This is a genomic window from Streptomyces sp. NPDC002566 (assembly GCF_042889585.1).
Classification (GTDB): Bacteria; Actinomycetota; Actinomycetes; order Streptomycetales; family Streptomycetaceae; genus Streptomyces.
Genome location: NZ_JBIARD010000003.1, coordinates 915,833 through 940,746, shown reverse-complemented (window position 1 = coordinate 940,746; position 24,914 = coordinate 915,833). Strand labels below are relative to the sequence as shown.

Annotated in this window: 20 protein-coding genes; 10 read left to right on the top strand and 10 right to left on the bottom strand. The window is 72.1% G+C overall.

Annotated elements, in window-relative coordinates:
• Positions 1-252 precede the first annotated feature (252 nt).
• Positions 253-789, top strand: coding sequence for an HNH endonuclease (locus ACFYXA_RS16990; RefSeq protein WP_130436740.1), 537 nt, complete (start codon positions 253-255; stop codon positions 787-789).
• A gap of 83 nt (positions 790-872) precedes the next feature.
• Here ACFYXA_RS16990 and ACFYXA_RS16985 read toward each other — a convergent pair whose 3' ends face one another.
• The 4 genes from ACFYXA_RS16985 to ACFYXA_RS16970 form a co-directional block, all read right to left on the bottom strand.
• Positions 873-1,616, bottom strand: coding sequence for an ABC transporter ATP-binding protein (locus ACFYXA_RS16985; protein WP_130436741.1), 744 nt, complete (start codon positions 1,614-1,616; stop codon positions 873-875).
• Entirely contained in the window at positions 1,613-2,191 is a 579-nt protein-coding gene (locus ACFYXA_RS16980; RefSeq protein ID WP_389033287.1) for a hypothetical protein, read from the bottom strand. Before ACFYXA_RS16980 ends, ACFYXA_RS16985 begins: the two co-directional genes overlap by 4 nt.
• Positions 2,188-3,318 (bottom strand): hypothetical protein, encoded by a 1,131-nt coding sequence (locus ACFYXA_RS16975; protein WP_389033284.1) that lies wholly within the window; start codon positions 3,316-3,318, stop codon positions 2,188-2,190. Before ACFYXA_RS16975 ends, ACFYXA_RS16980 begins: the two co-directional genes overlap by 4 nt.
• 221 nt (positions 3,319-3,539) lie before the next feature.
• Positions 3,540-3,968 carry a hypothetical protein gene (locus ACFYXA_RS16970; protein ID WP_130436743.1) on the bottom strand — a complete coding sequence of 143 codons (429 nt, stop codon included), beginning with the start codon at positions 3,966-3,968 and terminating at the stop codon, positions 3,540-3,542.
• Between the two features lie 392 nt (positions 3,969-4,360).
• Between ACFYXA_RS16970 and ACFYXA_RS16965 the strand changes: the two genes are divergently transcribed.
• The 5 genes from ACFYXA_RS16965 (at position 4,361) to ACFYXA_RS16945 (ending at position 10,404) form a co-directional block, all read left to right on the top strand.
• A complete protein-coding gene (locus ACFYXA_RS16965) occupies positions 4,361-4,594 on the top strand; it encodes a hypothetical protein (RefSeq protein ID WP_352249136.1) in 234 nt (77 codons plus the stop codon).
• Positions 4,595-6,709, top strand: a complete 2,115-nt coding sequence (gene malQ / locus ACFYXA_RS16960; protein ID WP_389033279.1) for a 4-alpha-glucanotransferase — start codon at positions 4,595-4,597, stop codon at positions 6,707-6,709.
• A gap of 71 nt (positions 6,710-6,780) precedes the next feature.
• A complete protein-coding gene (locus ACFYXA_RS16955) occupies positions 6,781-7,062 on the top strand; it encodes a hypothetical protein (RefSeq protein ID WP_389033276.1) in 282 nt (93 codons plus the stop codon).
• Positions 7,063-7,230: 168 nt separating this feature from the next.
• Complete coding sequence (gene pepN / locus ACFYXA_RS16950; protein ID WP_389033273.1) at positions 7,231-9,807, top strand: aminopeptidase N; 2,577 nt, start codon at positions 7,231-7,233, stop codon at positions 9,805-9,807.
• A gap of 108 nt (positions 9,808-9,915) precedes the next feature.
• Positions 9,916-10,404, top strand: a complete 489-nt coding sequence (locus ACFYXA_RS16945) for a DUF1203 domain-containing protein (RefSeq protein ID WP_389033270.1) — start codon at positions 9,916-9,918, stop codon at positions 10,402-10,404.
• Positions 10,405-10,413: 9 nt separating this feature from the next.
• Here the strand turns inward: ACFYXA_RS16945 and ACFYXA_RS16940 are convergent, their stop codons facing one another.
• Positions 10,414-11,430, bottom strand: coding sequence for an aspartate-semialdehyde dehydrogenase (locus ACFYXA_RS16940; RefSeq protein ID WP_389033267.1), 1,017 nt, complete (start codon positions 11,428-11,430; stop codon positions 10,414-10,416).
• Between the two features lie 377 nt (positions 11,431-11,807).
• Between ACFYXA_RS16940 and ACFYXA_RS16935 the strand changes: the two genes are divergently transcribed.
• Both ACFYXA_RS16935 and ACFYXA_RS16930 read left to right on the top strand, forming a co-directional pair.
• Positions 11,808-12,338, top strand: a complete 531-nt coding sequence (locus tag ACFYXA_RS16935) for a sigma-70 family RNA polymerase sigma factor (protein ID WP_130436750.1) — start codon at positions 11,808-11,810, stop codon at positions 12,336-12,338.
• 1 nt (position 12,339) lies between these two features.
• Positions 12,340-13,221 carry a hypothetical protein gene (locus ACFYXA_RS16930; protein ID WP_389033263.1) on the top strand — a complete coding sequence of 294 codons (882 nt, stop codon included), beginning with the start codon at positions 12,340-12,342 and terminating at the stop codon, positions 13,219-13,221.
• Positions 13,222-13,285: 64 nt separating this feature from the next.
• Here ACFYXA_RS16930 and ACFYXA_RS16925 read toward each other — a convergent pair whose 3' ends face one another.
• On the bottom strand, positions 13,286-16,594 hold the full coding sequence (locus ACFYXA_RS16925; RefSeq protein WP_389033260.1) for a S8 family serine peptidase: 3,309 nt from the start codon (positions 16,592-16,594) through the stop codon (positions 13,286-13,288).
• Positions 16,595-16,895: 301 nt separating this feature from the next.
• Here ACFYXA_RS16925 and ACFYXA_RS16920 point away from each other — a divergent pair, with 301 nt between their 5' ends.
• Positions 16,896-17,360, top strand: coding sequence for an NUDIX hydrolase (locus ACFYXA_RS16920; RefSeq protein ID WP_389033257.1), 465 nt, complete (start codon positions 16,896-16,898; stop codon positions 17,358-17,360).
• A gap of 117 nt (positions 17,361-17,477) precedes the next feature.
• Here the strand turns inward: ACFYXA_RS16920 and ACFYXA_RS16915 are convergent, their stop codons facing one another.
• On the bottom strand, positions 17,478-18,563 hold the full coding sequence (locus tag ACFYXA_RS16915) for a hypothetical protein (RefSeq protein ID WP_389033254.1): 1,086 nt from the start codon (positions 18,561-18,563) through the stop codon (positions 17,478-17,480).
• A gap of 233 nt (positions 18,564-18,796) precedes the next feature.
• A complete protein-coding gene (gene pepN / locus ACFYXA_RS16910) occupies positions 18,797-21,400 on the bottom strand; it encodes an aminopeptidase N (protein ID WP_352249157.1) in 2,604 nt (867 codons plus the stop codon).
• A gap of 138 nt (positions 21,401-21,538) precedes the next feature.
• On the opposite strand from pepN (ACFYXA_RS16910), the gene ACFYXA_RS16905 reads away from it, so the two are divergent.
• Positions 21,539-22,198, top strand: a complete 660-nt coding sequence (locus tag ACFYXA_RS16905; protein WP_389033250.1) for a DsbA family protein — start codon at positions 21,539-21,541, stop codon at positions 22,196-22,198.
• A gap of 281 nt (positions 22,199-22,479) precedes the next feature.
• Here the strand turns inward: ACFYXA_RS16905 and ACFYXA_RS16900 are convergent, their stop codons facing one another.
• Positions 22,480-23,856 carry an amino acid permease gene (locus tag ACFYXA_RS16900; protein WP_389033247.1) on the bottom strand — a complete coding sequence of 459 codons (1,377 nt, stop codon included), beginning with the start codon at positions 23,854-23,856 and terminating at the stop codon, positions 22,480-22,482.
• Between the two features lie 112 nt (positions 23,857-23,968).
• Positions 23,969-24,907: a TauD/TfdA family dioxygenase gene (locus ACFYXA_RS16895; protein WP_352249163.1), complete on the bottom strand. Its 939-nt coding sequence runs from the start codon at positions 24,905-24,907 to the stop codon at positions 23,969-23,971.
• Positions 24,908-24,914 lie beyond the last annotated feature (7 nt).

Here is a 24,914-nt window from a genome sequence, read left to right as displayed (position 1 = left end):
CGAAAAGGTCACCGAGCGGGCAGGGTCACCACACTAACGGGGCATTGTGTGTGCATCGCCCGAATGCTCGAAGGAGAGACCGTGTTCACGCGCGCTTGAACAGGTCGTCGAGCTGGGGATGTATCTGGTGTGGTCGAAAACACTCCCAGCCCGTTACCGGGAGATGGTGGCGCGTCCACCGGCCATGAGGGGAGACTGGCTGCAGATCGTCCCGGCGCGAGCCACGCGCCGCCGACGCCCGAGGAGGCATCCGTGCCGCATGTCCTGGTCCTGAACGCGTCGTACGAGCCGCTCGGCGTCGTACCGCTCCGCCGCGCGCTCGTCCTCGTCCTGGAGAACAAGGCCGTCTCCCTCGAGGAATCCGGCGCCTTCATGCACAGCGCGACCGTCACAGTCCCCGCCCCCAGCGTGGTCCGTCTCAAGCGATTCGTCCGGGTCCCCTATCGGGGGCCCGTTCCTCTCACCCGGCGGGCGCTGTTCGCGCGGGACGGCGGCCGGTGCATGTACTGCGGTGGCGTCGCGACCAGCGTCGACCACGTCGTCCCCCGCAGCCGCGGGGGCCAGCACGTGTGGGACAACGTCGTGGCGTCCTGCCGGCGCTGCAACCACGTCAAGGCCGACCGGCATCTTGTCGAGATCGGCTGGCGGCTGCGCCACAAACCGGCCCCGCCCACCGGTCTGGCCTGGCGCATCATCGGGACCGGCCACAGGGACCCGCGCTGGCTGCCCTACTTGCAGCCGTTCGGCGCGGACGACGCCATGGCCCGGATCGACGGCATATCGGCCTGACGATCCGGGCCTTCGTGCAGGTGCGGACAGGACCCCGGGGCCGGCCCTGACGCCGTCGGCCCCGCCGGCACGCCGCGGGAGCGTCAGGAAGCGACGTCGTGGCTTCTCAGCAGGGCGGTGTACGCGGCTTCGGCGGCGCGTCCCTCGAGGGTCCCGGGCGGGGTGTGGGCGAGGAACGTGCCGGTGTCCCCGTGCTGAAGGACCTTTCCCCCGTACATCACCGTGACGTGGTCCGCCTCCTCCGCGAGGTCGGCCACGTCGTGCGTGGACAGCAGGACCCGCACGTCGTCGGTCAGCCCGCGCAGGATGTCGCGGAAGACACGGCGCTGGTAGGGGTCCATGCCCGCGGTGGGCTCGTCCAGCAGCAGGACCCGGGCGCCGTGGACGAGCGCCCCGGCGACGCCGACCCGGCGCAGCTGCCCGCCCGAGAGCTGGCTGGTGCGGGCGTCGGCCTTGTCGGTCAGCTCCACCCGGGTGAGGGCCTTGCGGGCCTGCTTCCAGGCTTCCGCGCGGTTCATGCCCTTGAGCCAGCCGACGTAGGCGACGTACTCGCGCGCGGTGAGCGTGGGCATGGGCACGATGTCCTGCGGCATCCAGGCCACCGCCTGCCGGTACGCCGCGGTGCCCGCCGGCGCCCCGTCCAGGGACACGCGCCCCTTCTGCGGCCTGGTCACCGAAGCCGCGAGCTTCAGCAGGGTCGACTTGCCGGCGCCGTTCGGGCCGAGCAGGACGGTGAGGCCCTCCGGCAGGGTGTAGGAGAAGTCCCGCAGGACCGGCGGCTTCCAGCGGCGGTAGCCGTAGGTGCAGTTGCTGAGTTCGAGTGTCACGCTGGTTTCCTCGACGAGCGGGTCTGGGCGGCGAGGCCGAGGGCGAACACCACCAGGGAGGCGGCCGCCGCGAACAGGTCGTCCGCGGGGAGCGCGATGACGGTCCAGGACCGGGGGACGTTCCCGCGGAACCCGATGACGGCGACGGTGACCAGCCACCCCACGGGGAGCATCACCGCTCCCTGTCCGGCCCAGGCGCGGCCGAGCAGCATCAGGCCGGTCAGGAACAGGGCGTTGCGGCCCCCGGTCGTGGCCGTCGCGGTGCCCTGGAGGGCGGCGACGGCCACGCTGCACACCGCCGCGGCCGCCATGACCGCGGTGACGAGCGCGCTGTCGAGCCGTGCCACGGACCGGACGCCGGAGGCCTCCGCCGCGGGAAGCCGGCATTCCAGCATCGCCATCAGCATCGCGAACAGCGGCACGGGGACGAACAGGGAGAGCGCGACGCGCGGGCTGCCGGTGATGGCCGGCAGCAGCACCGTGTGATCCTGCACCGCGTAGAGGGCGGCGGTGAAGACGGCGAGAGCGGCCGGCAGCAGCGTGTGCCCCCGGCGCACCTTGAACCACCACATCACGAGGCCTTCGCCTCACAGCCCTGGAGCGTCCGCCTGATCCACGCCGTCTGCTCGGCCGGCGATTCCTTCAGCACCCGGGCGACGTCGGCCGTGACCTGCCGCTCCAGCTCCCGGGCCGTGGGGTCCAGGCCCTCCTGCTCGCGGCGCATCCGGTACGCCTTCTCCTGGCCGGTCTTCATGGCGCCCCACAGCCAGGCGGAGTGGGCGGTACGGACGTCCACCTCCTCGCAGCGGAACTTCAGCGCCCGCACCACGATCTGGTACACCGCGTCACCGCGGGGCACCTGGTCGGTGAGCAGGATGTGCCACTCGGTGTCCGTGGAGGTCTTCTGGCGGCGGCCGTCGACGTAGCCGTCGGTGATCAGCCGCGGCTGTGCCGAGGTCGCCCCGGCCTTCCGCAGCACGTTCAGCGCCTCGGCGGTGTCGCGCTGCACCTGCGGCAGGTAGCGCGCGTTGAACTCCGGCACGCACATGCGCGGCGCGCTGCCCGTGCACGTCATCGCCACGTTCCCGGTGGTGATCGGCGGGGTGGCCGACCAGTTCGCGGCTGTGCGCTGGGCGCCGAGCACGCCTGCCACGGCGACGACGGCCGCGAGGGCGATCCGCACCGCACGCCAGCCGAAGGGCAGCCAGAGGATCGTCAGCCCGACGGCGACGCCTCCCGCCAGCATCAGCGGTACGGCGGCCGTGACGAACTGCGGCACCTCGCCGAAACCGACGCTGCCGAACTGACCGGAGACGTGCCGGGGCCAGTAGGGGAGCATCGCCCTGGTGAAGGCGACGAGAAGCCAGTCGCCCACGGCCAGGATCGGGGTGGCGATGACCCGGGGGACGCGGAAGCCGACGGCGAACCCGAGAACGGCGTGTGCGACGCAGATCACCATCGCCGCGAGCGGCAGGCGCAGGCTGTCGAGGCTCGGGAGGGTCGCCGAACGGGCGAGCGAGACCGCCGCGGGCAGGAGCAGAACCAGCCATGAGAGCGCGATCACCGGGGCCAGGACGTTCGCTGCGATGCGGTAGCGCGAACGGGCCGGCGCCAATGCCCATATTCGTGCGCTGTTGAGCCGCCCGCTTTCCCAGCAGGCGAGCCCGGCGGCCGTCGCGTACGCCAGCGCATAAAGCGTCATCAACGGCTCGGCGACAATGGTCGGAGCGTAATGGTGATAACTGGAGAGCGGGGCCTTCTGGCCTACGACATAATAAAGGAATGTCAGCAGGAGAATAATGGGGGCAGCCCACCGCACACTACCGCTGCGCAGAGTGGTGCTGAATTTCATGCAGTCTCACCGAACCACTTGTCGGCCTGAGAGGGGCGCCCCGTGCGGGGCGCCCCTCAGGGGCTGGTCTGTCAGCCGTCGGCCTTGGTGGTGTCCACCGACACGGTGCTCACGCTCAGCTGCGGGCCGAAGGTGGAGCCCGCGATCTTCGCGAGCTTGAAGTAGTAGTCACGCTTGCCGGACGGCAGGTCGGTCCACTCGCCGTTGCTGGTGCCGCCGCCGAAGCAGGCGGTGAACGTCTTGTTGTCGTAGGCCTCGTCGGGCTGGAGCGAGATGTCGGCCCATATGCGGACGTCCGTGCTCTGCGTGGCGAGCGCGTCGGTCCTGCAGTTGGTGAACTTCACCTGCGAGTACAGCTCGTCCGTCCAGCGCCGCGACTCGAAGCCCACGCTGGCGGCGGTGATGGAGCTGCTCCAGTTGGCCTCGGCGACGGGCGCCAGCGCCAGAGTGATCACCGCGGCCGTGCCGACGACGGTGGAAATACGCGAACCGCGCTTCATTTTCTCCCCTGTTCCTGTTGCGCGAAGCACGGGATCAGGAACTCGTGAGATACTTGTGAAACTGAATACACAAAACCCCCACACCCCCCGTCCCCCGTGCGGCTGAGTACCTTTCAGCCGTGACGTGAAGCTAGCAGTCCGCTTCGTAAAGCGTCAACTTTCCAATAACGCCGGGCCGTTGACGGTATTCAGTTCCCGTGTGCCTTTTTTGGGCTTTCGGCGGCGATATTGCCTCGGGGGTCCGTATTGGTCCGGTTGATCTTGGTGCGGGGTGGTGGTCCAGCCCGCGGAGGCGGCTCCGCGGGGGACGGGGCGATCGAAGATGTGAGTCCTCGGATCCGCTGGGTAGGGCTCAAGTAACCCGTCCGAATCTCGACGACAAGGAGGCCACCGTGGTCGCAACGACGTACCCCCTGCTCCCGGCCGCCCGTTCCAAACGCCCGGCGGATGTTTCCGCCGTCCTGGAAGAGCCCCGCGTGTGCGTGTTCAGCGCGGAGGGAACCTGCGCCGAGGCCCCGCTGACCAGCGAGCCGCCGCTGCCCTACGCCGAACCGCTGACCAGCGAACCGCCCCTCACCAGCGAGCCGCCCCTCGCCGCCGTGGACCCCGACTTCATGAGGCCGTAGATGACCGCACCCCGGCCGGCCGAACCCTGCGACGAAGACCTGGCCCGCCTCGCCGGACTGCACGGCGTGGCGACCTCCTACCGGCCCTCGCCGGACCGCACGGTGACGGCCTCGGCCGCCGCGGTCGTCCGCGTCCTGGCCGCCCTGGGCGTCGACGCGGGCACCCCGCAGGCCGCCCGCGCCGCGCTCGCCGCCCGGGAGGAAGAACTCGCGGGACGACTGCTGCCGCCGACCGTGGTGCTGTGGAGCGAGGGCGGGGACGGCGGGACGACCGCGGTCCCCGCCGCCGTCGCCTCACTCCCCGAGGGGACCCGGCTGGACGTCGGGACCGAACAAGGGGAGAGCCGGGCGTCGACCGACCCGCGGGACGCCCTCGGCGGACTGCCGCCCGGCGTCCACACCCTCACCGCCGTCGCACCCGACGGACGCACCGCAGGAGCCCACCTCGTCGTGGCCCCGCCCCGGCTCCCCACGCCCGCCGGACGCTCCCACGGCCTGCTCGTCCAGCTCTACTCCCTCCTCTCCCACCGCTCCTGGGGCATGGGCGACCTCGGCGACCTCGCCGAGCTGACCGCCTGGGCCGGCCGGACGCTCGGCACGGGCTTCGTGCAGGTCAACCCGCTGCACGCGGCCGTGCCCGGCGCCCCCACCGACCCCTCCCCGTACCGGCCCTCCTCCCGCCGCTTCCCCGACCCGGTCCACCTGCGCGTCGAGGACGTGCCAGAGTTCGGCCACCTCGACGCGCCCGAGAAGATGCGGGCACTGCGCGAGCGGGCCGGGCGGCTGCGGGAGAGCGTGCTCGACGAGGGCGCGCTGATCGACCGCGACGCCGTCTGGGAGCTCAAGCGCGAGGCCCTCGCACTCGTCGCCGGAGTCCCGCTCGGCCCCGGCCGGCGCGCCGCCTACTGCGACTTCCTCGCCGAGGAGGGCCAGGCGCTGGAGGACCACGCCACCTGGTACGCCCTCGCCGAGGTCCACGGCCCCGACTGGCACCGCTGGCCCGCCGCCCTGCGCGACCCCCGCTCCCGGGAGACCGCCCGAGCCCGTACCGAACTGAGGGAACGCGTCGACTTCCACTCCTGGCTGGCCTGGCTCACCGACACCCAGCTCACCGCCGCCCAGCGCACCGCGCGCGAGGCGGGCATGCCGCTCGGGGTGGTGCACGACCTGGCCGTCGGAGTGCACCCCGGCGGCGCCGACGCCTGGGCCCAGCAGGAGTACTTCGCGGCCGGCATGTCGGTCGGCGCGCCCCCCGACGCCTTCAACGCGCGCGGCCAGGACTGGGGCCTGCCGCCCTGGCGCCCCGACCGGCTGGCCGCCTCCGGCTACGAGCCGTTCCGACGGCTGCTGCGCGCCCTGTTCCGCTACGCCGGCGCGCTGCGCATCGACCACGTCATGGGCCTGTTCCGGCTCTGGTGGGTCCCCCAGGGCGAGCCGCCCACCGAGGGCGCCTACGTCCGCTACGACGCCGAGGCCATGCTCGCCGTGCTGGTGCTGGAGGCCTCGCGGGCGGGCGCGGTGGTCATCGGCGAGGACCTCGGCACCGTCGAGCCGGGCGTGCGGGAGGCGCTGCGCGAACGCGGGGTGCTCGGCACGTCCGTCCTGTGGTTCGAGCGCGACTGGGACGGCGACGGACGCCCGCTGCCGCCCGAGGACTGGCGCGCCGACTGCCTGGCCACCGCCACCACGCACGACCTGCCGTCCACGGCCGCCCGGCTCACCGGGGAGCACGTCGAACTCCGCGACCGCCTCGGGCTGCTGACCCGCCCGCTGGAGGTGGAGCGCGCGGAGGCCGCCGCCGACACCGCTGAGTGGCTGGAGGCGCTCACCCGGCTCGGCCTGCTCCACGGCGCGGGAGGAGGCGGCGACACCTCCTCGGAGGAGGCCGGGATCCAGGCCGTCCACCGCTTCCTGCTGCGCACCCCCGCCCGGATGATCGGCGTCTGGCTCCCGGACGGCGTCGGCGACCGCCGCCCGCAGAACCTCCCCGGCACCTGGGACCAGTACCCGAACTGGCGGCTGCCGATCGCCGACGCGCAGGGCCGCCCCGTGACGCTGGAGCAGTTGGCCGCGTCGCCGAGACTGCGCGCGCTGATGGAGGTGCTGCGCGGGTGAGAGGGGTGTCCTGAGCCCGCATAGGGCACCCCGGACGCGCGTCCTCCCCGCGCGTTCGCTACTTTTGCACCGTGGACAAGAAGAACGCCCTGCGCGCCGGCACCCTGGCGGCCGGTACGACGCTGATGATGCTGCTCCTGTCGTCCCCCGCGCTCGCTGTCACCCGCGACGACGGCGACGACCCCGGTCCGGGCCTGAGCGTCGGCGAGACGCTGGGCCTCTACGTGGTGGCGCCGCTCGCGCTGTTCGCGGTCATCGCCGGCCTGGTGTGGGTCCTGGACCGTTCCAAGGACCGTCAGGACGACACCAGCTCCAACATCACGGTCAAGGGCGAGGCGAGCGCCAAGGCCTGAGCCGCGCCGGTCCGAGCCCCCCGCCGGACCCGCTGGACGCTTCCCGAGGGCCCCGGAGCCGCGCATGTCACGCGTGACCCGGGGCCTTCGGTCGTGCCCGCGATCGTCGCCCCGGGCGGTCCCTCCGTGGAAGGATGACGCAACCACTCATACCGAGGAGATGACCGCGTGCCTGGCACAAACCTGACTCGCGAAGAGGCGCAGCAGCGGGCGAAGCTGCTCACCGTTGACTCGTACGAGATCGATCTCGACCTCTCCGGCGCGCAGGAGGGCGGCACCTACCGGTCCGCGACCACGGTGCGCTTCGACGTCTCGGAGGGCGGCGCCGAGTCCTTCATCGACCTGGTCGCCCCCACCGTCCACGAGGTGACGCTGAACGGCGAGTCCCTGGACCCGGCCCAGGTCTTCGCCGACTCCCGGATCGCCCTGCCCTCCCTGCTGGAGGGCCGCAACATCCTGCGGGTCGTCGCCGACTGCGCCTACACCAACACCGGTGAGGGACTGCACCGGTTCGTCGACCCCGTCGACGAGCAGGCCTACCTGTACACCCAGTTCGAGGTCCCGGACGCCCGCCGCGTCTTCGCCTCCTTCGAACAGCCCGACCTCAAGGGCACCTTCCAGTTCACGGTGAAGGCGCCGAGCGGCTGGACCGTCGTCTCCAACTCGCCGACGCCCGAGCCCAAGGACGACGTCTGGGTCTTCGAGCCGACGCCCCGCATCTCGACGTACATCACGGCGCTCATCGTCGGGCCGTACCACTCCGTGCACAGCGTGTACGAGAAGGACGGGCAGTCGGTGCCGCTCGGCATCTACTGCCGGCCCTCCCTCGCCGAGTTCCTCGACTCGGACGCGATCTTCGAGGTCACGCGGCAGGGCTTCGACTGGTTCCAGGAGAAGTTCGACTTCCCCTACCCCTTCGGGAAGTACGACCAGCTGTTCGTGCCGGAGTTCAACGCGGGCGCGATGGAGAACGCGGGCGCGGTCACCATCCGCGACCAGTACGTGTTCCGCTCGAAGGTGACGGACGCGGCGTACGAGCTGCGCGCCGAGACCATCCTGCACGAGCTGGCCCACATGTGGTTCGGCGACCTGGTCACCATGGAGTGGTGGAACGACCTGTGGCTGAACGAGTCGTTCGCCACCTACACCTCGATCGCCTGCCAGGCCTACGCGCCGGACAGCCGCTGGCCGCACTCCTGGACCACCTTCGCCAACTCGATGAAGACGTGGGCCTACCGGCAGGACCAACTCCCGTCCACGCACCCGATCATGGCGGAGATCAACGACCTGGACGACGTCCTGGTCAACTTCGACGGCATCACGTACGCCAAGGGCGCGTCCGTCCTCAAGCAGCTCGTCGCCTACGTCGGCATGGACGAGTTCTTCAAGGGCGTGCAGGCCTACTTCAAGCGCCACGCCTACGGCAACACGCGCCTGACCGACCTCCTCGGCGCGCTGGAGGAGACCTCCGGCCGCGACCTCAAGGCCTGGTCGAAGGCGTGGCTGGAGACGGCCGGCATCAACGTCCTGCGTCCCGAGATCGAGACAGACCCTGAAAGCACGGAAGGGGTCATCACCTCCTTCGCCGTGCGCCAGGAGGCCCCCGCGCTGCCCGCCGGCGCCAAGGGCGAGCCGACGCTGCGCCCGCACCGCATCGCCGTCGGCTTCTACGGCCTCGACGAGGGCAGCGGCAAGCTGGTGCGCGAGGAGCGCGTGGAACTGGACGTGGACGGCGAACTGACGGCCGTGCCGCAGCTGGTGGGCAAGCGCCGCCCGGACGTGGTCCTGCTCAACGACGACGACCTGTCGTACGCCAAGGTGCGCCTCGACGAGCAGTCCCTCGCCTTCGTCACCGAGCACCTCGGCGACTTCGAGGAGTCCCTGCCGCGCGCGCTGTGCTGGGCCTCGGCCTGGGACATGACCCGCGACGCCGAACTGCCCACCCGCGACTACCTGTCGCTGGTGCTGTCCGGCATCGGCAAGGAGTCCGACATCGGTGTGGTCCAGTCGCTGCACCGGCAGGTCAAGCTCGCCGTCGACCTGTACGCGGACCCCGCCGCCCGCGAGACCCTGCTGAGCCGGTGGACCGACGCCACGCTGGCCCACCTGCGGTCCGCCGAGGCGGGCAGCGACCACCAGCTGGCGTGGGCCCGCGCGTTCGCGGCGACCGCCCGCACGCCCGAGCAGCTCGACCTCCTCGACGCCCTGCTGGACGGCTCGCAGACCATCGAGGGCCTCACCGTCGACACCGAGCTGCGCTGGGCGTTCGTACAGCGGCTCGCGGCGGTCGGCCGGTTCGACGAGAGCGAGATCGCCGGCGAGTACGAGCGCGACAGGACCGCCGCCGGCGAGCGCCACGCGGCGACCGCCCGCGCCTCCCGCCCCACGGCGGAGGCCAAGGCGGAGGCGTGGGCGCAGGTCGTCGAGTCCGACAAGCTGCCCAACGCGCTCCAGGAGGCCGTCATCGGCGGCTTCGTCCAGACCGACCAGCGTGAGCTGCTCGAGCCGTACACGGACCGGTACTTCGACGTGGTCAAGGACATCTGGGAGGAGCGGTCGCACGAGATCGCCCAGCAGATCGTCGTCGGCCTCTACCCGGCCCTCCAGGTCTCCGAGGAGACCCTGCGCAAGACCGACGCCTGGCTGGCCTCCGCCGAGCCCGGCGCGGCCCTGCGCCGCCTGGTCTCCGAGGCCCGCGCGGGCGTGGAGCGCGCGCTGAAGGCCCAGGCGGCGGACGCGCGCTAGCGGCCCGTACGCGGCGAGGGCGCCCCGCCGGGGCGCCCTCGCCGGCCGGGGAGCACGACGTCCGGATCCCGCCGGTGGCGCGCGCCGCCGGGCGGGAGCCTGGCACGCATGACGTTCACGACCCACACGTACACCGCACGGCCCGTCGAGCCCGGCGCCCTTCAGGAGCTGCGCGTCACGGACGACGCGGGCCGCCCGGCCGAGCCCTTCACCGACCACGAGGGCGGCGACCCGCTCCGCTGCTGCCTGCGCCGCAGCGAGCCGGGCGAGCGGCTCGCGCTCGTCTCCTACGCCCCTCTGCGCCGCTGGGCGGCCGGGACGGGCGCCGACCCGGGCCCCTACGACGAGCAGGGACCCGTCTTCGTCCACGCGGGCCCGTGTCCGGGTCCGGCGGCCGGCGACCCGCTCCCCTTCGCGGACGCCCACTGCACGGTCCGCCGCTACTCGGCCGCGGGCCGCATACTGGGCGGCGCGCTCGTGCAGGCCGGAGGCCTCGCAGAGGCCTTCCGGAAAGCGTTCGACGACCCGGCCGTGGCACTCGTCCACGTCCGGGCCGTCGAGTACGGCTGCTTCCTCTACGAGGTGCGCCGAGGCTGAGGCCGTACGTCAGCCCTTCAGCTCGGCCGCCACCAGCTCCGCGATCTGGACCGCGTTCAGGGCCGCGCCCTTGCGGAGGTTGTCGTTGGACAGGAACAGGGAGAGGCCGTTCTCCACGGTCTCGTCCTCGCGGATGCGGCCCACGTAGGAGGGGTCCTTGCCGGCCGCCTGCAGCGGGGTCGGGATGTCGGTGAGGACGACGCCCTCGGCGTCCTTGAGGATCTCCGTCGCGCGAGCGGCGCTGACCGGACGCGCGAAACGGGCGTTGACCTGGAGGGAGTGGCCGGAGAACACCGGCACGCGCACACAGGTGCCGGAGACCTTCAGCTCCGGGATCTCCAGGATCTTGCGGGACTCGTGGCGGAGCTTCTGCTCCTCGTCCGTCTCGTTCAGGCCGTCGTCGACGATCGAGCCGGCGAGCGGGACGACGTTGAAGGCGATGGGCCGCTGGTAGACCTGCGGCTCCGGGAAGTCGACGGCCTCGCCGTCGTGGGTGAGCCGGTCGGCGTCGGCGATCACCTTCTGCGCCTGGCCGTGCAGCTCGGCGACGCCCGCGAGGCCCGAGCCGGACACCGCCTGGTAGGTGGCGACGACGAGGGCTTCGAGGCCCGCCTCGGCGTGCAGCGGCCGCAGCACCGGCATCGCGGCCATCGTCGTGCAGTTCGGGTTGGCGATGATGCCCTTGGGGCGGTGGGCGATCGCGTGCGGGTTCACCTCGGACACCACCAGGGGCACGTCCGGGTCCCGGCGCCACGCGGAGGAGTTGTCGATGACGACGGCGCCCTGCGAGGCGACCTTCTCGGCCAGCGCCTTCGAGGTCGCGCCGCCCGCCGAGAACAGCACGATGTCCAGGCCGGAGTAGTCGGCGGTCGCCGCGTCCTCCACCGTCACGCCGTCCAGCTCGGAGCCCGCGGAACGGGCCGAGGCGAACAGGCGCAGCTCGGTGACCGGGAAGTCGCGCTCCTTGAGGATCTTGCGCATGACCGTGCCGACCTGACCGGTGGCTCCGACGATTCCGACCCTCACGACGACTCCCTGTCTGTTCACGGCTTGCTGCCGCCTTCTACGGACCTCTGCGGCGCGGCGGCTCTTCACGGACCGCACGGCGTGGCCGAGGCCTTTCCATCATGCGGCCGACACCGGCCCGCCTGTCCAGTTCTTTGCCCGCGGCGCCCGAGGAATGGGACGCGGCGGTCCGGATCCCGGTTGCGGAACTGCGGTGCGCACCCCGCCCGAGCTGCAGAAAATCGCCTGCGGACGGGCCCGCGCCGCAAGCTCGCCTGCCCGTCCCGCCCCCTCTCACACAAGGGTGTGACGTACGCCTCGACGGGTGTGAAAAGCCACCCTCGAACGTTCCACGCTCTCCCCGCGTCCTAGGAGAAACGTGGTGGAGGGGGTGGCGTGTGCTGCGCGGAAGAGGGCGGCGCGTGCAGGGGGCGCGCGCGGACGACGACCCGCTGGACGCGGCGCAGGAACGCCGGGTGCGGGCGGTGCTCGCGCTGGGCGGGGTTCCGCAGTCGGATTTGCCGGACGGGGTGCAGCAGGTCCGGCTGCGGCTGCTGGAGCGGGCGGCGAAGGGGTACGAGGCGCCGCGGGACGTCTCCGCCTGGGCGGCCGTCGTCGCCTCCAACCTGGCCATGGACTGGCACCGGGCCAAGCGCCGGCAGGAACGCGTCGGCGAGCGCCTGGCGTCCCTGCGCCAGCACGAGCACCCCTCCGGCGAGGAGACGAGCGTGCTCTCCCTCGCCGTCGCCCGCGGTCTGGACGAGCTGCCCGACGCCCAGCGTCAGGTCCTCGTCCTGCGTTTCTACGCCGATCTGCCGGTGCGCTCCATCGCCCTCGAGCTGGGCGTCCCGGAGGGCACGGTCAAGAGCCGCCTGCACACGGCGGTCCGGGCCCTGCGCGCCCGCCTGCACGAGGACGAGGTGGTGTGACATGAGCACCGGACGCGACAGCGAAGAGACCTTCGGCAAGGGGGAAGGCGAAGCCGATGTCGACGGCTACGACGGCTACGACAGCTACGACAGCTACGACAGCTACGACGGATACGACGGACACGACGGCGACGAGCGCACCGACCCCCTGATGGCCGCGATCCTGGGCACCCTCCTGCCCGAGGAGTCCCGCGCCGACCCCGCCTTCCTGGCCGCGCACCGGGCGGCGACGGCGGACCTGACGGTGCTGCGCGAGCAGCTGGGCGTCATCGCGGACACCCTGACCCGGCCCGGGGAGGGCACGCAGGACACGCTCACGTCCGGGCCCGCCCCGGTACTGAGGCCGCGCCCCGTCCGCCGACGTGCCGCGCGCGCCCTCGCCCTCGCCGCCGCCGGTGCGATCGTCGCCGGGGCCGGGTGGCTGGTCGTACAGGTGGGTGAGGGGGTGAGCACGCTCAGCTCGGCGAAGAGCGCCGACAGCGGCGCAGCCGACACCACGGCCGAGGGCGAGGCGGGCGCGGCCGAGCCCGGCGCGAGGTCGGCCGACAGCCCGCTGGGCGACCCGGGCTACCTCGCCTGCGCCCGCTTCGTCGTCGAGGGGGAGGTGACGGACGTCGTCCCGGTCGCCGGCACCGGAGAGGACCGGGTCACGCTGCGGGTGACCCGCTCCTACCTGCCGGGGCGGTTGGCGGCGGGCGAGGTGGACGTCGTGCTGGCGCCGGACATGGACCCGCTCGTCGCCGAGGGCGACCACGTCCTGGCCGGCCAGGCGCGGGATGCGGCGTCGCCTGAGGTGTGGGCGGTCGGCGCGGCGGACATCGCCGCCGAGCGGGCGGCGATCGAACGCGCGCTGCCCCGCACCGACGGGGTGAGCTGCGGATGACGAAGGGGCGGGCGCCCTCACGGACGCCCGCCCCTCACACTGTGCCGTCACACGCTGAGTGCGGTTACGGCACGACCTTCTCGATGGCCACGCTGCCCGTGCCCGCGACCGTGCCGCGCGCGTTCTTCAGCTGGACCTGGCCGAAGAACGCCCGGCCCTCCGGCGCGGGGGCCAGGGCGGTGACGGTCGCGGAGACCGTCGCCGTGGCGCCCGTGGCCAACTTCACCGGCGTCGACCCGTCGACGGCGACGGTGCCGAGCGCCGAGGAGAAGAACACGTCCAGGTAGTCGTAGGCCGTGGTGCCGGCCGGGACCGAGTAGCCCGCGACCTCGATGGTGTACGTGCCGGCGGCGGGCGACGGGATGGAGACCGCCTCCTCCGAGTCGCCGTCGGCCTGCTGCGCGACCTGGTTGCCGGCGGCGTCGAACACCGTCAGGTCGAGGTCGGCGGAGGCGTCGGAGACCTTGCCGATGGAGACGTCCAGGGACTTGGCGCCCGCGGGCACCTCGACCGTGGTGGTGTGCGTCTCGTGGTTGGCGATGGTCGGCCGGGCCGCCTTGGAGGAGCCCAGCGGGCCGCCCACCGGCGTGCCCTCGAACGCCGCGAAGTTGTTCTTCACCTTCCAGGAGACGGCGGCCGGCGTGCCGACCTTCGCCTCGGGCACGGTCACGGTCGCCGGGTCGAACGTGGCGCCGAAGACGGTGACGTCCAGCTGGTAGGGGTTGTCGAGCAGCGGCGAGGTGCGGCGCGACTCGACCTCGATCTCCCAGACGCCCGGCTGCGGGTCGGCGTAGGAGCGGGCGTCCGGCTTGCAGCCGTTGCCGTTGAGGTAGTTGTTGTAGCAGTAGATGGTGGCGCTGTCCTCGACGCCGACACCGTACGGGTGGATCGAGATGAACCGGGTCTGGCTCTTGTCCTTCAGACCGCCGATCGCGACCTCCAGGGAGGTGGCGCCCTCGGGCACGGTCAGGAAGTAGTGCTCCGAGCTGTTGCGCTGCACGCTGCTCTTCGCGGTGAAGGTGTGCGCCACCGGCGTGGCGGCGACGACCGTGTTGAGGATCTGCTTGTCGACGCCCTCGGTCGCGGGGTCGTCGACCTCGAGGATCGCGCTCTTGATGCCGACGGCCTTCGCCCTGGCCTGGATCTGGACGGTCACCGGCTTGTTCAGCGGCAGCGTCACCTCGTCCGGGCCGAGGATCTTGAAGGTGTGGTCCGCGTTGTTCTTCAGGTCGAGGCTGTGGCGGATCGCCTTGTCGGCGCCGGTGGTGCGGGTGATGGTGACGTCGTAGACCCTCTTCTCACCGGTCTTCAGGCCGCCCTCGCGGTCGTAGATGCCGGTGCCGAAGCCGGGGGTCTTCAGCGCGGCGTCGATCGCGGTGTCGACGGGGGCCTTGACCGTGTACTCGTGGGCGGTGGCGCCGTCCTCGATGGCGTCCCAGGCGTCCACGATGTCGATGGCGCCCGCGCCCTCCTCGTAGGCCTGGAGGTCCTTGATGTGGTGGGCGGTCGAGGTGAGCGCCGTGCGCAGATCGGCGGGCGTCAGCTTGATGCCCTTCGCCTTGGCGGCGCTCAGCAGCAGCGCCGAGGCGCCGGCGGCCTGCGGGGAGGCCATCGAGGTGCCCTGGAGCATGGCGTAGCCGGCCGGCAGGGTGTAGCCCGACTCGGCGACCGGGGCGCCCGGCAGCCAGGTCTGGATGGTGTTGATCGCGGCGCCGGGGGCGACGAGGGTCGGCGTGAAGCCGCCGTCCTCACGCGGGCCGCGCGAGGAGAACGGCAGCAGCGCGTACTTCTTGTCGACCTGCGAGCCGTAGTTGGCGGCCCAGGTCTTCTGGGAGATGGCCGCGCCGACGGAGACGACCTTGTCGGCCAGGCCGGGGTCGCCGATGGTGTTGGCGCCGGGGCCCTCGTTGCCCGCGGAGATCACGAGCTGGACGCCGTAGGTGTCGATGAGACGCGTGTAGAGCTCGGCGCGCGCGTTGTTGCCGTCGTTGAGCGCCGGCAGGCCGCCGATCGACATGTTGACGATGTCGACGCCGCGGTTGACGACGAGGTCGATCATGCCCTCGGTGAGCGCGACGTTGGTGCAGCCGGGGCCGAAGACGCAGGCGCGGGAGGAGACGATCTTCGCGCCGGGGGCGGCGCCGTTCATCTTCCCGCCGAACAGGCTGTTGGCGGCGGTGATGCCGGCGACGTGGGTGCCGTGCTCGCTGGAGATCATGCCGATGTTGACGAAGTCGGCCTTCTTGCCGACCCAGTCCCCGCCGAACGGGTCCATCGGGACGTCCTTGCGGATCTCCACCACGAACGGGATCCGCTCGGCGACGTCGGTCGCCGGGTTGTCGGTGCCGAAGTAGCCGACCTGGAAGCCGTTCTTGTACGGCTTCATCGCGGTGTCGTCGGTGAAGTCGCCGTTGTTGTTCAGGTCGACGGTGACCGTGCCGGCGGCGGCGTTGTAGAGCACGCCCCAGGCGTCGGTCTTGTCGCCGTCGCGGTTGACGTCGCCCTGCTGGTCGCCGCCGGCGGTGGCCGACTCGCGGAACAGGTTGATGGAGTACGTCCCGGCCGGCGCGGTCCAGGTGCGGCCGCCGTAGACGAAGCTCGGGCCGGAGACGGTGTTCGTCATCGGGCGCCAGCTGAGGTCGTTGTCGGCGATCGGGTCGGTGGAGGTGACCCAGTCGACGATCTTGCGCTCGCCGGTGGTGGTCTTCTGCAGCGCGGGGTGCGAGAGGTCGACGCCGGAGTCCAGGACGCCGATGGTGACGCCGCGGCCGTCCCACTGCGCGTGGTCGTCGACGAAGTCGACGGCGCCCGTCTCGAAGGACGGGTTGTACGGGTTCTCGGCGGGCGTCTGCTTGCCCGGCGCCGGGTACGGCTTGGGGGCCTTGGCGGCGCTCGCGCCCTTCGCGGTGTCCGCGGCGGGCGTCGGGTCGTCGAGGACGATGTCCTGCTTGAGATCGATCGCGTGCACCGAGGACAGCTTCCCGGCGGCGGCGATCACCGAGTCGGCCTTGGCCGTGGGCACGGTGGCGCGGACGTAGCCGAGCTTGTCGTAGGAGCGGCCCACGGAGGCGCCGTCGACGGCGTCCAGCTTCTCGGCGACCTGCTCGGTGCTGCCCGGAGCGGTCGCGACCATCAGCGTGACGTTCTTGTCGCCGGCGGCCTTGGCTTCGGCGAGGAGGTCGGCGTCGTCGGAGCCGAGCTTGTCGGCGGCCGACTTCACGCCCGGGTCGGCGGCGGCCGAGGGCTGGTCGGCGGAGAAGGCCAGGGGTATCGGCCCGGCGGCCGACAGCGCGGCCACCAGACCCGCGGCCACGGCTATGCGGGCCGCGCGTCTTGCGCCCGGTATCGGTTCGCGCTGGGGGGTGTGGGTCATCGGCATCCCTTGTCGGTAAGGAACGATCAGCGCGCGACCAGGACCGTTCCCCGTCCGGTCGCGCACGTCCGGAACGCGATCCCGGACGAGCACGCAGCTTTACGCAAGGGATGGATGTTTGGGGAGAGTTGACCGAATCGATATGGACGTATGGGGAAAACCCCCGATGGCCATAGCGGAGATGAGCGCCCAACCCGGACGAAACGCCCCTTGACGGCTTTAAGGTTCGCCGGAGACCCTTGCCCGCGCCAAGTCCCGTCCGTGGGGCGTCCGTTCGCCGGCGTCTGGGTAACCTCCAGCGATGCGCGAGAAGTTGAGGGTGGCGGCCTACGCCGTCTGCGTCCGTGACGGCCGGCTCCTGCTCGCCCGCTCACCGGCCCCCGGCGGCACCTTCGAGTGGGTGCTGCCCGGCGGCGGGATGGAGCACGGCGAGGACCCGCACGACACCGTCGTGCGCGAACTGGAGGAGGAGACCGGGTACCGCATCGAGGTGACGGGCCTGCTCGGCGTCGACTCCTTCCGCCATGTCCTGCGCGGTGAACGGCTGCGCCCTCCCGTCGACCACCACGGCGTGCGCATCGTCTACGAGGGCCGGATCGTCGGCGGGGAACTGCGCGACGAGATCGGCGGCTCCACCGACACGGCCGCCTGGCACGACCTCGCCGACGTGCCCGCCCTCACCCGGGTGCCGCTGATCGACACGGCGCTGCGCCTGTGGCGGGAACGCCCGGCGAGCGGACGGGTGCCCGCGACGCCCGTGGAGTGAGTCCGCACCGCGCGGACCGGTGACGCGAGGAGGGGCCGCCGGCCTGAGGGGCGCGCGAACGTCCCTCGGGCCCGGCGGCCCCTCCTCTCCCCTCCTGCTGTCGGCTCCGTCGCCCCACTACTGGGGCAGTACCACGACGTACGCGGCCGGATCGCGGTCCCCCGAGGCCATCAGGGCCGTGCGCACCACCGCCGCCTGCTGCTCCATGCACTCCCGCAGCTTCCTCGGCGTGATGTGCACGACGGTGATCCCGAGCCGCTCCAGGTGCTCCCGCTTGCGCGCGTACTCCGACCACATCGCGTCGTCCTCCTGCCCGGCGTCGGGCCCGTCGTCCGGCCGGCGCCGGGGCCGGGGCGCGCGGGTGTCCAGCTCCACCGCCACCGCCTGCTCCGGCCAGTACGCGTCCACCCCGCCGAGGTGCGGGCCGCCCGGCAGCCGCAGGTCCACGTTCCACACCGGGTCCGGCAGACCGTGGTGGCGCACCATCGCGTACAGGCGGTCCTCCGCGATCGACCGCCCCTCGGCCAGCAGCGCGTCCACCGCGGCCACCACGTGCGGCCGGCCCAGCAGCTTCGCCAGCTTCAACTCACGTACCACCGAGGCCGGTTCGCAGTACCCCCCGCGCACCGCGTCGGACAGCAGCCGCCGGACCGCCCCCGCGTCCGTCAGTCCCGCCACCGCGTCCGCCAGCGCGCGCGGCACCGGCGCCACCGGGAGCCCGGTGGCCTCCTCGGCGACGGGCAGGTCCGGCGTGCGCAGGACGTGGGCGCAGCCCGCCGAGCGCAGCCGCCGCCGGCAGGAGACCAGGACGTCGATCCGCTCCAGGGAGGGCAGCGGGGGCGCGGAGGGGAAGCCGTGCAGCGTCAGCGCCGCCAGGCCCGTGATCATCGCCTCCGCGTACACCGGGCGGTGCGGCTCCCCGGCGCCCGGCTGTGCCGGCACCCCGGAGGGCGACGTCTCGCGGGCCGCGTACAGCAGCACCGAGTGCAGCCGCTCCTCGCTGGTCGGCGGTCCGGGGTGGAGCAGGAACACGCCCGGCAGGAGCTGCTGCCAGGGGCCGCCGGTGCGGCACTGCTCGCCCGCCGCGGCGGGGGAGACGCCGTGCGCGCGGAGCTGGGCCGTCGTCATGACCCGGCGCTGGACGTCCGAGAGGTGACGCAGGGGGCGGGGGGAGGCCGGGGGGAGGGGGGTGTTGTGGTTCATGCCTGGGAGGTTCCCGCGTCCGATCCGCCCTGTAACCGCTGTTACACGCTCGTCGACAAATGAGGACAAGCCCGCACTAAAGGACGGGTGTTCGGATGCCGAGTAGGCACCGGAAACCCCTGGTCCGCAAGACGGGAGCCAGGGGTTACGGGTCGGATTGCCTGAATTCCGTAACGGTCACGGACCGCCGGATCTCAGGCCAGAGCTCGGGCTTCCAGGGCAGCCCCCGGGCGTCAGCCGGTGCCGGCCTCGGCGGCCGCGTCACAGGCCTGCCCGCGCAGCGCCCGCGCCAGGTCGTCCCGCGCCTCCAGCACCAGCCGGCGCAGCGCCGGCGGCGCCGACTCGTGCGCCGCGAGCCACGCGTCCGTCGCCTCCAGCGTGCCGGGGGAGTCCTGGAGGTCCGGGAAGAGCCCCCTGACCACGTGCATCGCGATCTGGATGGACCGCTCCTCCCAGATCCGCTCGATCACCTCGAAGTACCTCGGCGCGTACGGCGCGAGCAGCTCCCGCTGCGAGGGCTGCGCGAAGCCCGCGATCGTCGCCTCCACCAGCGCGTTGGACAGCGCGTCCGACTCCACGAGCTGCGCCCACGCCTGCGCCTTGACCGCCGCCGAGGGGCGGGCGGCCAGGCAGCGGACCTGGTGCCGCTTGCCCGACGCCGTGTCGTCGCGGGCCAGTTCGGCGGCGAGCACGCCCTCGTCCACGACGCCGTGCGCGGCCAGGGGCTCCAGGAAAGCCCAGCGCAGCTCCTGGTCCACGTCCAGGCCGTCGATCTTCGCGGTGCCGTCCAGCAGGCCCCGCAGCAGCTCGAAGTCCTCCCCCGAGGAGGCCACCGACGCCCAGAACCGGGCCCATGCCAGCTGGTGTTCGCTGCCCGGCCCGGCCGACCGCAGTTCGGCCAGCGCGCCCTCGGCCAGCAGCCGCTCGCCGACCGGCCGCCACGCGGGGCTCACGTAGTGCACGAGGGCCGAGCCGGCCCAGGCGTGCAGCATCTGGAGCACCCCGATGTCGGACTCGCGCCCCGCGAACCGCAGCACCAGGTCCACGAAGTCCCGCGCCGGCAACAGCGCGTCCCGGGTCAGGTTCCACAGCGCGGACCAGCACAGGGCGCGCGCCAGCGGGTCGGTGACGTCCCCGAGGTGGGCCTTGAGGGTCGCCAGCGAGGTGTCGTCGAAGCGGATCTTGCAGTACGTCAGGTCCTCGTCGTTGACCAGGACCAGTTCCGGCGCGTCCGCGCCCGCCAGCTCCGTCACCAGCGTGCGCGGACCGTCGACGTCCGCCTCGGCGCGGGCGTACCGCTCCAGCCGGCCCTCCCGCAGGCGGTACAGGCCGATCGCCACCCGGTGCGGGCGCAGCTCGGGATGGGATTCGGCGGCCTCCTGGAGCACCGCCAGCTCGTCGATGCGCCCCGAGGGGTCCAGCAGCACCTGCGGGGTCAGCGAGTTGACGCCGGCCGTCTGGAGCCAGGACCGCGCCCACGCGCCCATGTCGCGCCCGCTGGTCTCGGCCAGCACCGACAGCAGGTCGCCCAGGCGCGTGTTGCCGTACGCGTGCCGCTTGAAGTAGCGCCGGGCGCCCTCCAGGAAGGCGTCCTGCCCGACGTAGGCCACGAGCTGCTTCAGGACGGACGCGCCCTTGGCGTAGGTGATGCCGTCGAAGTTGAGCTTGGCGTCCTGGAGGTCGCGGATGTCGGCGGTGATCGGGTGGGTGGACGGCAGCTGGTCGGCGCGGTAGGCCCAGGCCTTGCGGCGGTTGGCGAAGGTGATCCAGCCGTCGGTGAAGCGGGTCGCCCCGACCATCGAGAAGGAGCCCATGAAGTCGGCGAACGACTCCTTCAGCCACAGGTCGTCCCACCACTGCATGGTGACCAGGTCGCCGAACCACATGTGCGCCATCTCGTGCAGGATGACGTTGGCCCGCGCCTCGTACGACGTCCGCGTCACCTTGCCCCGGAAGATGTACTCCTCGCGGAAGGTGACCAGTCCCGGGTTCTCCATCGCGCCGAGGTTGTACTCGGGGACGAACGCCTGGTCGTACTTGCCGAAGGGGTACGGGTAGTCGACGTGGTCGTGGAAGAAGTCCAGGCCCTGCTTGGTGATCTCGAAGACGTCGTCGGCGTCGAAGTGCGGCGCGAGGCCCTTGCGGCACAGCGCGCCGAGGGGGATCTCCAGCCGGGTGCCGTCCTCGAACGTCCGCTCGTAGTGGTCCGTGACGTAGTGGTACGGGCCCGCCACCACGCAGGTGATGTACGTCGAGATCGGCTTCGTCTCGGCGAACCGCCACACCCCGTCGGTGCGCTCGCCCACGCCGTTGCTCCACACCACCCAGTCCTCGGGCGCCCGCACCTCGAAGCGGAAGGGCGCCTTCAGGTCGGGCTGTTCGAAGGTGGTGAGGACCCGGCGGGAGTCGGCCGGCTCGTACTGCGTGTAGAGGTAGACCTCGCCGTCCTCGGGGTCGACGAAGCGGTGCAGGCCCTCCCCGGTGCGGGAGTACGCGCACTGCGCGTCGACGACCAGCTCGTTCTCCGCGGCCAGGTCCTCCAGCAGGATGCGGGAGCCGTCGAAGACCTCGCCGGGGTCCAGATCGCGCCCGTTGAGGGTGACGGCGGTCACGCTCGGGGCGACGAGGTCGGCGAAGCTCGACGCGCCCGGCTCGTTGCAGCGGAAGCGGATCGTGGTGACGGAGCGGAAGGTGCGCGGACCCTCCCCGGCCCCCTCGCCGCCTCCCGCCGGGTCGTCCACCGCCGACCGCACGTCGAGGGACACGTCGTACCCGTCGACGGACAGCAGGGCGGCCCGCTCCCGGGCCTCGTCGCGGGACAGGTTCTCACCGGGCACGGGCGGTACTCCCTCGGGCGTTGACGCAAGTCGCAGGACAGTACCGATCCTGCCATGCGCCCCTGACCGGGAACACCGGGGAATGGCCTGCCCGGGCGGCGCGTTCCAACCCCTAAACGCTTCCTGCCGAGGAGAGACATGTCCGAGAGCGCCACCGCCGGCAAGACCCCCGTCGACTTCTGGTTCGACCCGCTGTGCCCCTGGGCCTGGATGACCTCCCGCTGGGTCCTGGAAGTGGAGAAGGTCCGCGACATCGAGGTCCGCTGGCATGTGATGAGCCTCGCCGTCCTCAACGAGGACAAGCTCGACGAACTCCCCGAGGAATACCGCGAGATGCTCGCCACCAAGGCGTGGAAGCCGATCCGCGTGGTGACCGCCGCCTGGCAGAAGCACGGCACCGACGTCCTCGGCCCGCTCTACACCGCGCTCGGCACCCGCTTCCACAACAACGGCGAGGGCCCCACCCTTGAGGCCATCGCCGGCGCGCTCGCCGACGCCGGACTGCCCGCCGACCTCATCGACTACGCCGACCAGGAGAACTTCGAGTTCGACGCCGAGCTGCGCGCCTCCCACAAGGAGGGCATAGAGAAGGTCGGCCAGGACGTCGGCACCCCGGTCATCGCGGTGCCCGGCCCCGACGGCGAGCAGATCGCGTTCTTCGGCCCGGTCGTCACCCCCGCCCCGAAGGGCGAGGAGGCCGCCCGCCTGTGGGACGGCACCCTCGCGGTCGCCTCCGTCCCCGGCTTCTACGAGCTCAAGCGGACCCGGACGAAGGGCCCGGACTTCAGCAACCTGTGAGGTGCGGCGCACCGGGTCCTGAGGGGCCCTGAGACGGGAGACCCCCGCGAGTCACGTCCTCGCGGGGGTCTCCTTCTTTCCGCCCGCCGCCGTGAAGGGTGAGAAGACGATCACGAGGCAGGGCGTCTCGCACAGCTTATTGCGAGTTGCTTGCAACTGCACGGTAGCAACAAACAGTCCTGCGCGAACAGCGTCCGGCGATCGCGCCCGCCGCCGACGGAAAGACGAGCGAGGCCCCCCGTGCCGGTCGCACGGGGGCCTCGCGGGTCGGGCAGGGCGCGTCAGGACGCGGTGCGCCTGCGCTGCCAGAGGTAGCCGGCCACCGCGAGCAACGCCGTCATCGCACCCGTCGAGTACAGCTGCACGCGCGTGTGCGGCTCCCGGGCCATCAGCACCAGCACCGCCGCCATGCCCGCCAGCGAGACCCAGGTCAGCACCGGGAACGCCCACATCCGCACCGTCAGCCGCTCCGGCGCCTCCCGCTCCAGCCGGCCGCGCAGCCGCAGCTGGGAGACGGCGACGAACGCCCAGACGACCAGGATCACCGCGCCGATCATGTTCAGCAGCCAGGGGAAGACGTCGTCGGGCCGCCAGTAGCTGAGCAGCACGCACACGAACCCGAACCCGCACGAGGCGAGGACGCCGACCCGCGGCACACCGCCCGAGACCCGGCCCAGCGCCTTCGGGCCCTGCCCGCGCTGCACCAGCGAGTAGGCGATCCGCGAGGCGCCGTAGACGTTGGCGTTCATCGCCGACAGCAGGGCGGCCAGGACCACGACCTTCATCAGCTGACCGGCGCCCGGGATGCCCAGCTGGTCCAGGGCGGCGACGTACGGGCCTTCCTGCGCGACCTTCGGGTCGTTCCACGGGACGAGGGTGACGACGACCGCCATCGAGCCGACGTAGAACAGCGCGATGCGCCACATCGCCGTGCGGACCGCGCTCGCCACACCGCGCACCGGGTCCGGCGACTCGGCGGCGGCGATGGTGACCGTCTCCAGACCGCCGTAGGCGAAGATCGAGGCGAGCAGGCCCACGACCAGGCCCTCACCGCCGTTGGGGAAGAAGTCGGCGAGATGCGCGGTCCCCGGGGAGTCCGTGCCGGGCAGGACCCCGGCGATCGCCAGCACGCCCAGCACCAGGAACAGGGTGATCGCGCCGACCTTGAGGGCCGCGAACCAGAACTCGAACTCGCCGAAGTTCTTCACCGCGGCCAGGTTCGCCCCGCAGAAGACCGCCATGAACAGCGCCACCCACGCCCACTGCGGCGTGCCCGGCAGCCAGCCGGTGACGATCTCCGCCGCGCCGATGCCCTCCAGGCCGACGGCCGTGCACAGCAGCACCCAGAACGACCACCCGGCGGTGAAGCCCGCCCACGGCCCGATCGCCCGCTCGGCGTGCGCCGAGAAGGAACCCGACGACGGGTACGCGGCCGACATCTCGCCCAGCATCCGCATCACCAGCATCACCAGCAGGCCGGAGAGGGTGTAGGCGAGGACGATCGAGGGGCCGGCGGCGGCGATGCCCTCGCCGGAACCGACGAACAGTCCCGCGCCGATGACCCCGCCGAGGGCGATCATCGACAGGTGGCGCTGTTTCAGGCCGTGGGACAGGGCGGCGTCCGACTCCGGGGGAGCGTCGGTGGTGGTGCTGGGCATGGGCGCGACTCGTCCAATGCGTAGAGGACAAAAAACGCCGCCAGTCTGGTCGGCCCCCGCGCACCGGCGCGGGGGCCGACCACTATCCGGACATCTGCCGGACTGACCGTGTCTACGCCGCTACGGTCGCCGCCTCCCGGGCCGCCGGAGCCGGCACGGGCGCGGCCACGGGCGTGTAGTGCGCCGCGTCCCCCTCCACCGACCTGCTCTTCCCGCCGTCGACGCCCACCGGGACGTCCCCGGCGAGGGTCACCCGGTGCAGCCGGCGCGGCTGCCCGTCGTAGTTGTCGACGGCGTAGTGCTGGGTGATGCGGTTGTCGAAGATCACCAGCTGGTTCGGCGACCAGCGGTGGCGCAGGACGTTCTCCGGGCGGGTCACGTACGACTGGAGCAGGTCCAGGATCTTGCGGGACTCGCCCACCGACAGGCCGACGATCCGCTGCGCGAACCCGCCGATGAACAGCCCCCGTTCACCGGTCAGCGGGTGGACCCGCACCACGGGGTGGGCGGTGCGGTACTTGATCGAGGTGAACTGGGCGCGCTGGGCGGCCTGTTCCTCGTCGACCGCCTCGTCCGGGACGGCGTAGTCGTAGTCGTTGGTGTGCTCCGCCCACAGTCCGTCCGCCAGCCGGCGCAGCGGTTCGGGCAGGTCGCGGTAGGCGGCGGCCGAGCTGGCGATCAGGGTCTCGCCGCCGTACGGCGGGACGGTGATGCTGCGCAGCGTGGTGGCCTGCGGCGGGTTGAGCACGAAGGTGACGTCGGTGTGCCAGTGGTTGGCGCGGCCCCGCTCGCTGTCCACGGGCAGCACGTTCGGCGAGCCCTCCACCGCGCCGACCGTCGGATGGGCGGTGGTCAGGTCGCCGAAGTGGCGGACGAACGCCTGGTGGCCCTCGTCGTCGAGGTTCACGTCGTCGAAGACCAGCGCCTTGTGGACGTTGAGGGCCTCGCGGACGGCGGCGACGCTCTCCTCGTCGAGGGGGCGGGAGATGTCGACGCCGGAGACGCGCGCGCCGATGTTCGCGGTGACCTTGGTGATCCTGATGTCGCTCATGGGAGTG

Coding starts and splice junctions, on each gene's coding strand:
- ACFYXA_RS16920 (WP_389033257.1), top strand. CDS start 16,896: ATGCGCGAGAAGTTGAGGGTGGCGGCCTACGCCGTCTGCGTCCGTGAC.
- ACFYXA_RS16925 (WP_389033260.1), bottom strand. CDS start 16,594: ATGACCCACACCCCCCAGCGCGAACCGATACCGGGCGCAAGACGCGCG.
- ACFYXA_RS16970 (WP_130436743.1), bottom strand. CDS start 3,968: ATGAAGCGCGGTTCGCGTATTTCCACCGTCGTCGGCACGGCCGCGGTG.
- ACFYXA_RS16900 (WP_389033247.1), bottom strand. CDS start 23,856: ATGCCCAGCACCACCACCGACGCTCCCCCGGAGTCGGACGCCGCCCTG.
- ACFYXA_RS16945 (WP_389033270.1), top strand. CDS start 9,916: ATGACGTTCACGACCCACACGTACACCGCACGGCCCGTCGAGCCCGGC.
- ACFYXA_RS16905 (WP_389033250.1), top strand. CDS start 21,539: ATGTCCGAGAGCGCCACCGCCGGCAAGACCCCCGTCGACTTCTGGTTC.
- ACFYXA_RS16915 (WP_389033254.1), bottom strand. CDS start 18,563: ATGAACCACAACACCCCCCTCCCCCCGGCCTCCCCCCGCCCCCTGCGT.
- ACFYXA_RS16930 (WP_389033263.1), top strand. CDS start 12,340: ATGAGCACCGGACGCGACAGCGAAGAGACCTTCGGCAAGGGGGAAGGC.
- ACFYXA_RS16895 (WP_352249163.1), bottom strand. CDS start 24,907: ATGAGCGACATCAGGATCACCAAGGTCACCGCGAACATCGGCGCGCGC.
- ACFYXA_RS16975 (WP_389033284.1), bottom strand. CDS start 3,318: ATGACGCTTTATGCGCTGGCGTACGCGACGGCCGCCGGGCTCGCCTGC.
- malQ (WP_389033279.1), top strand. CDS start 4,595: ATGACCGCACCCCGGCCGGCCGAACCCTGCGACGAAGACCTGGCCCGC.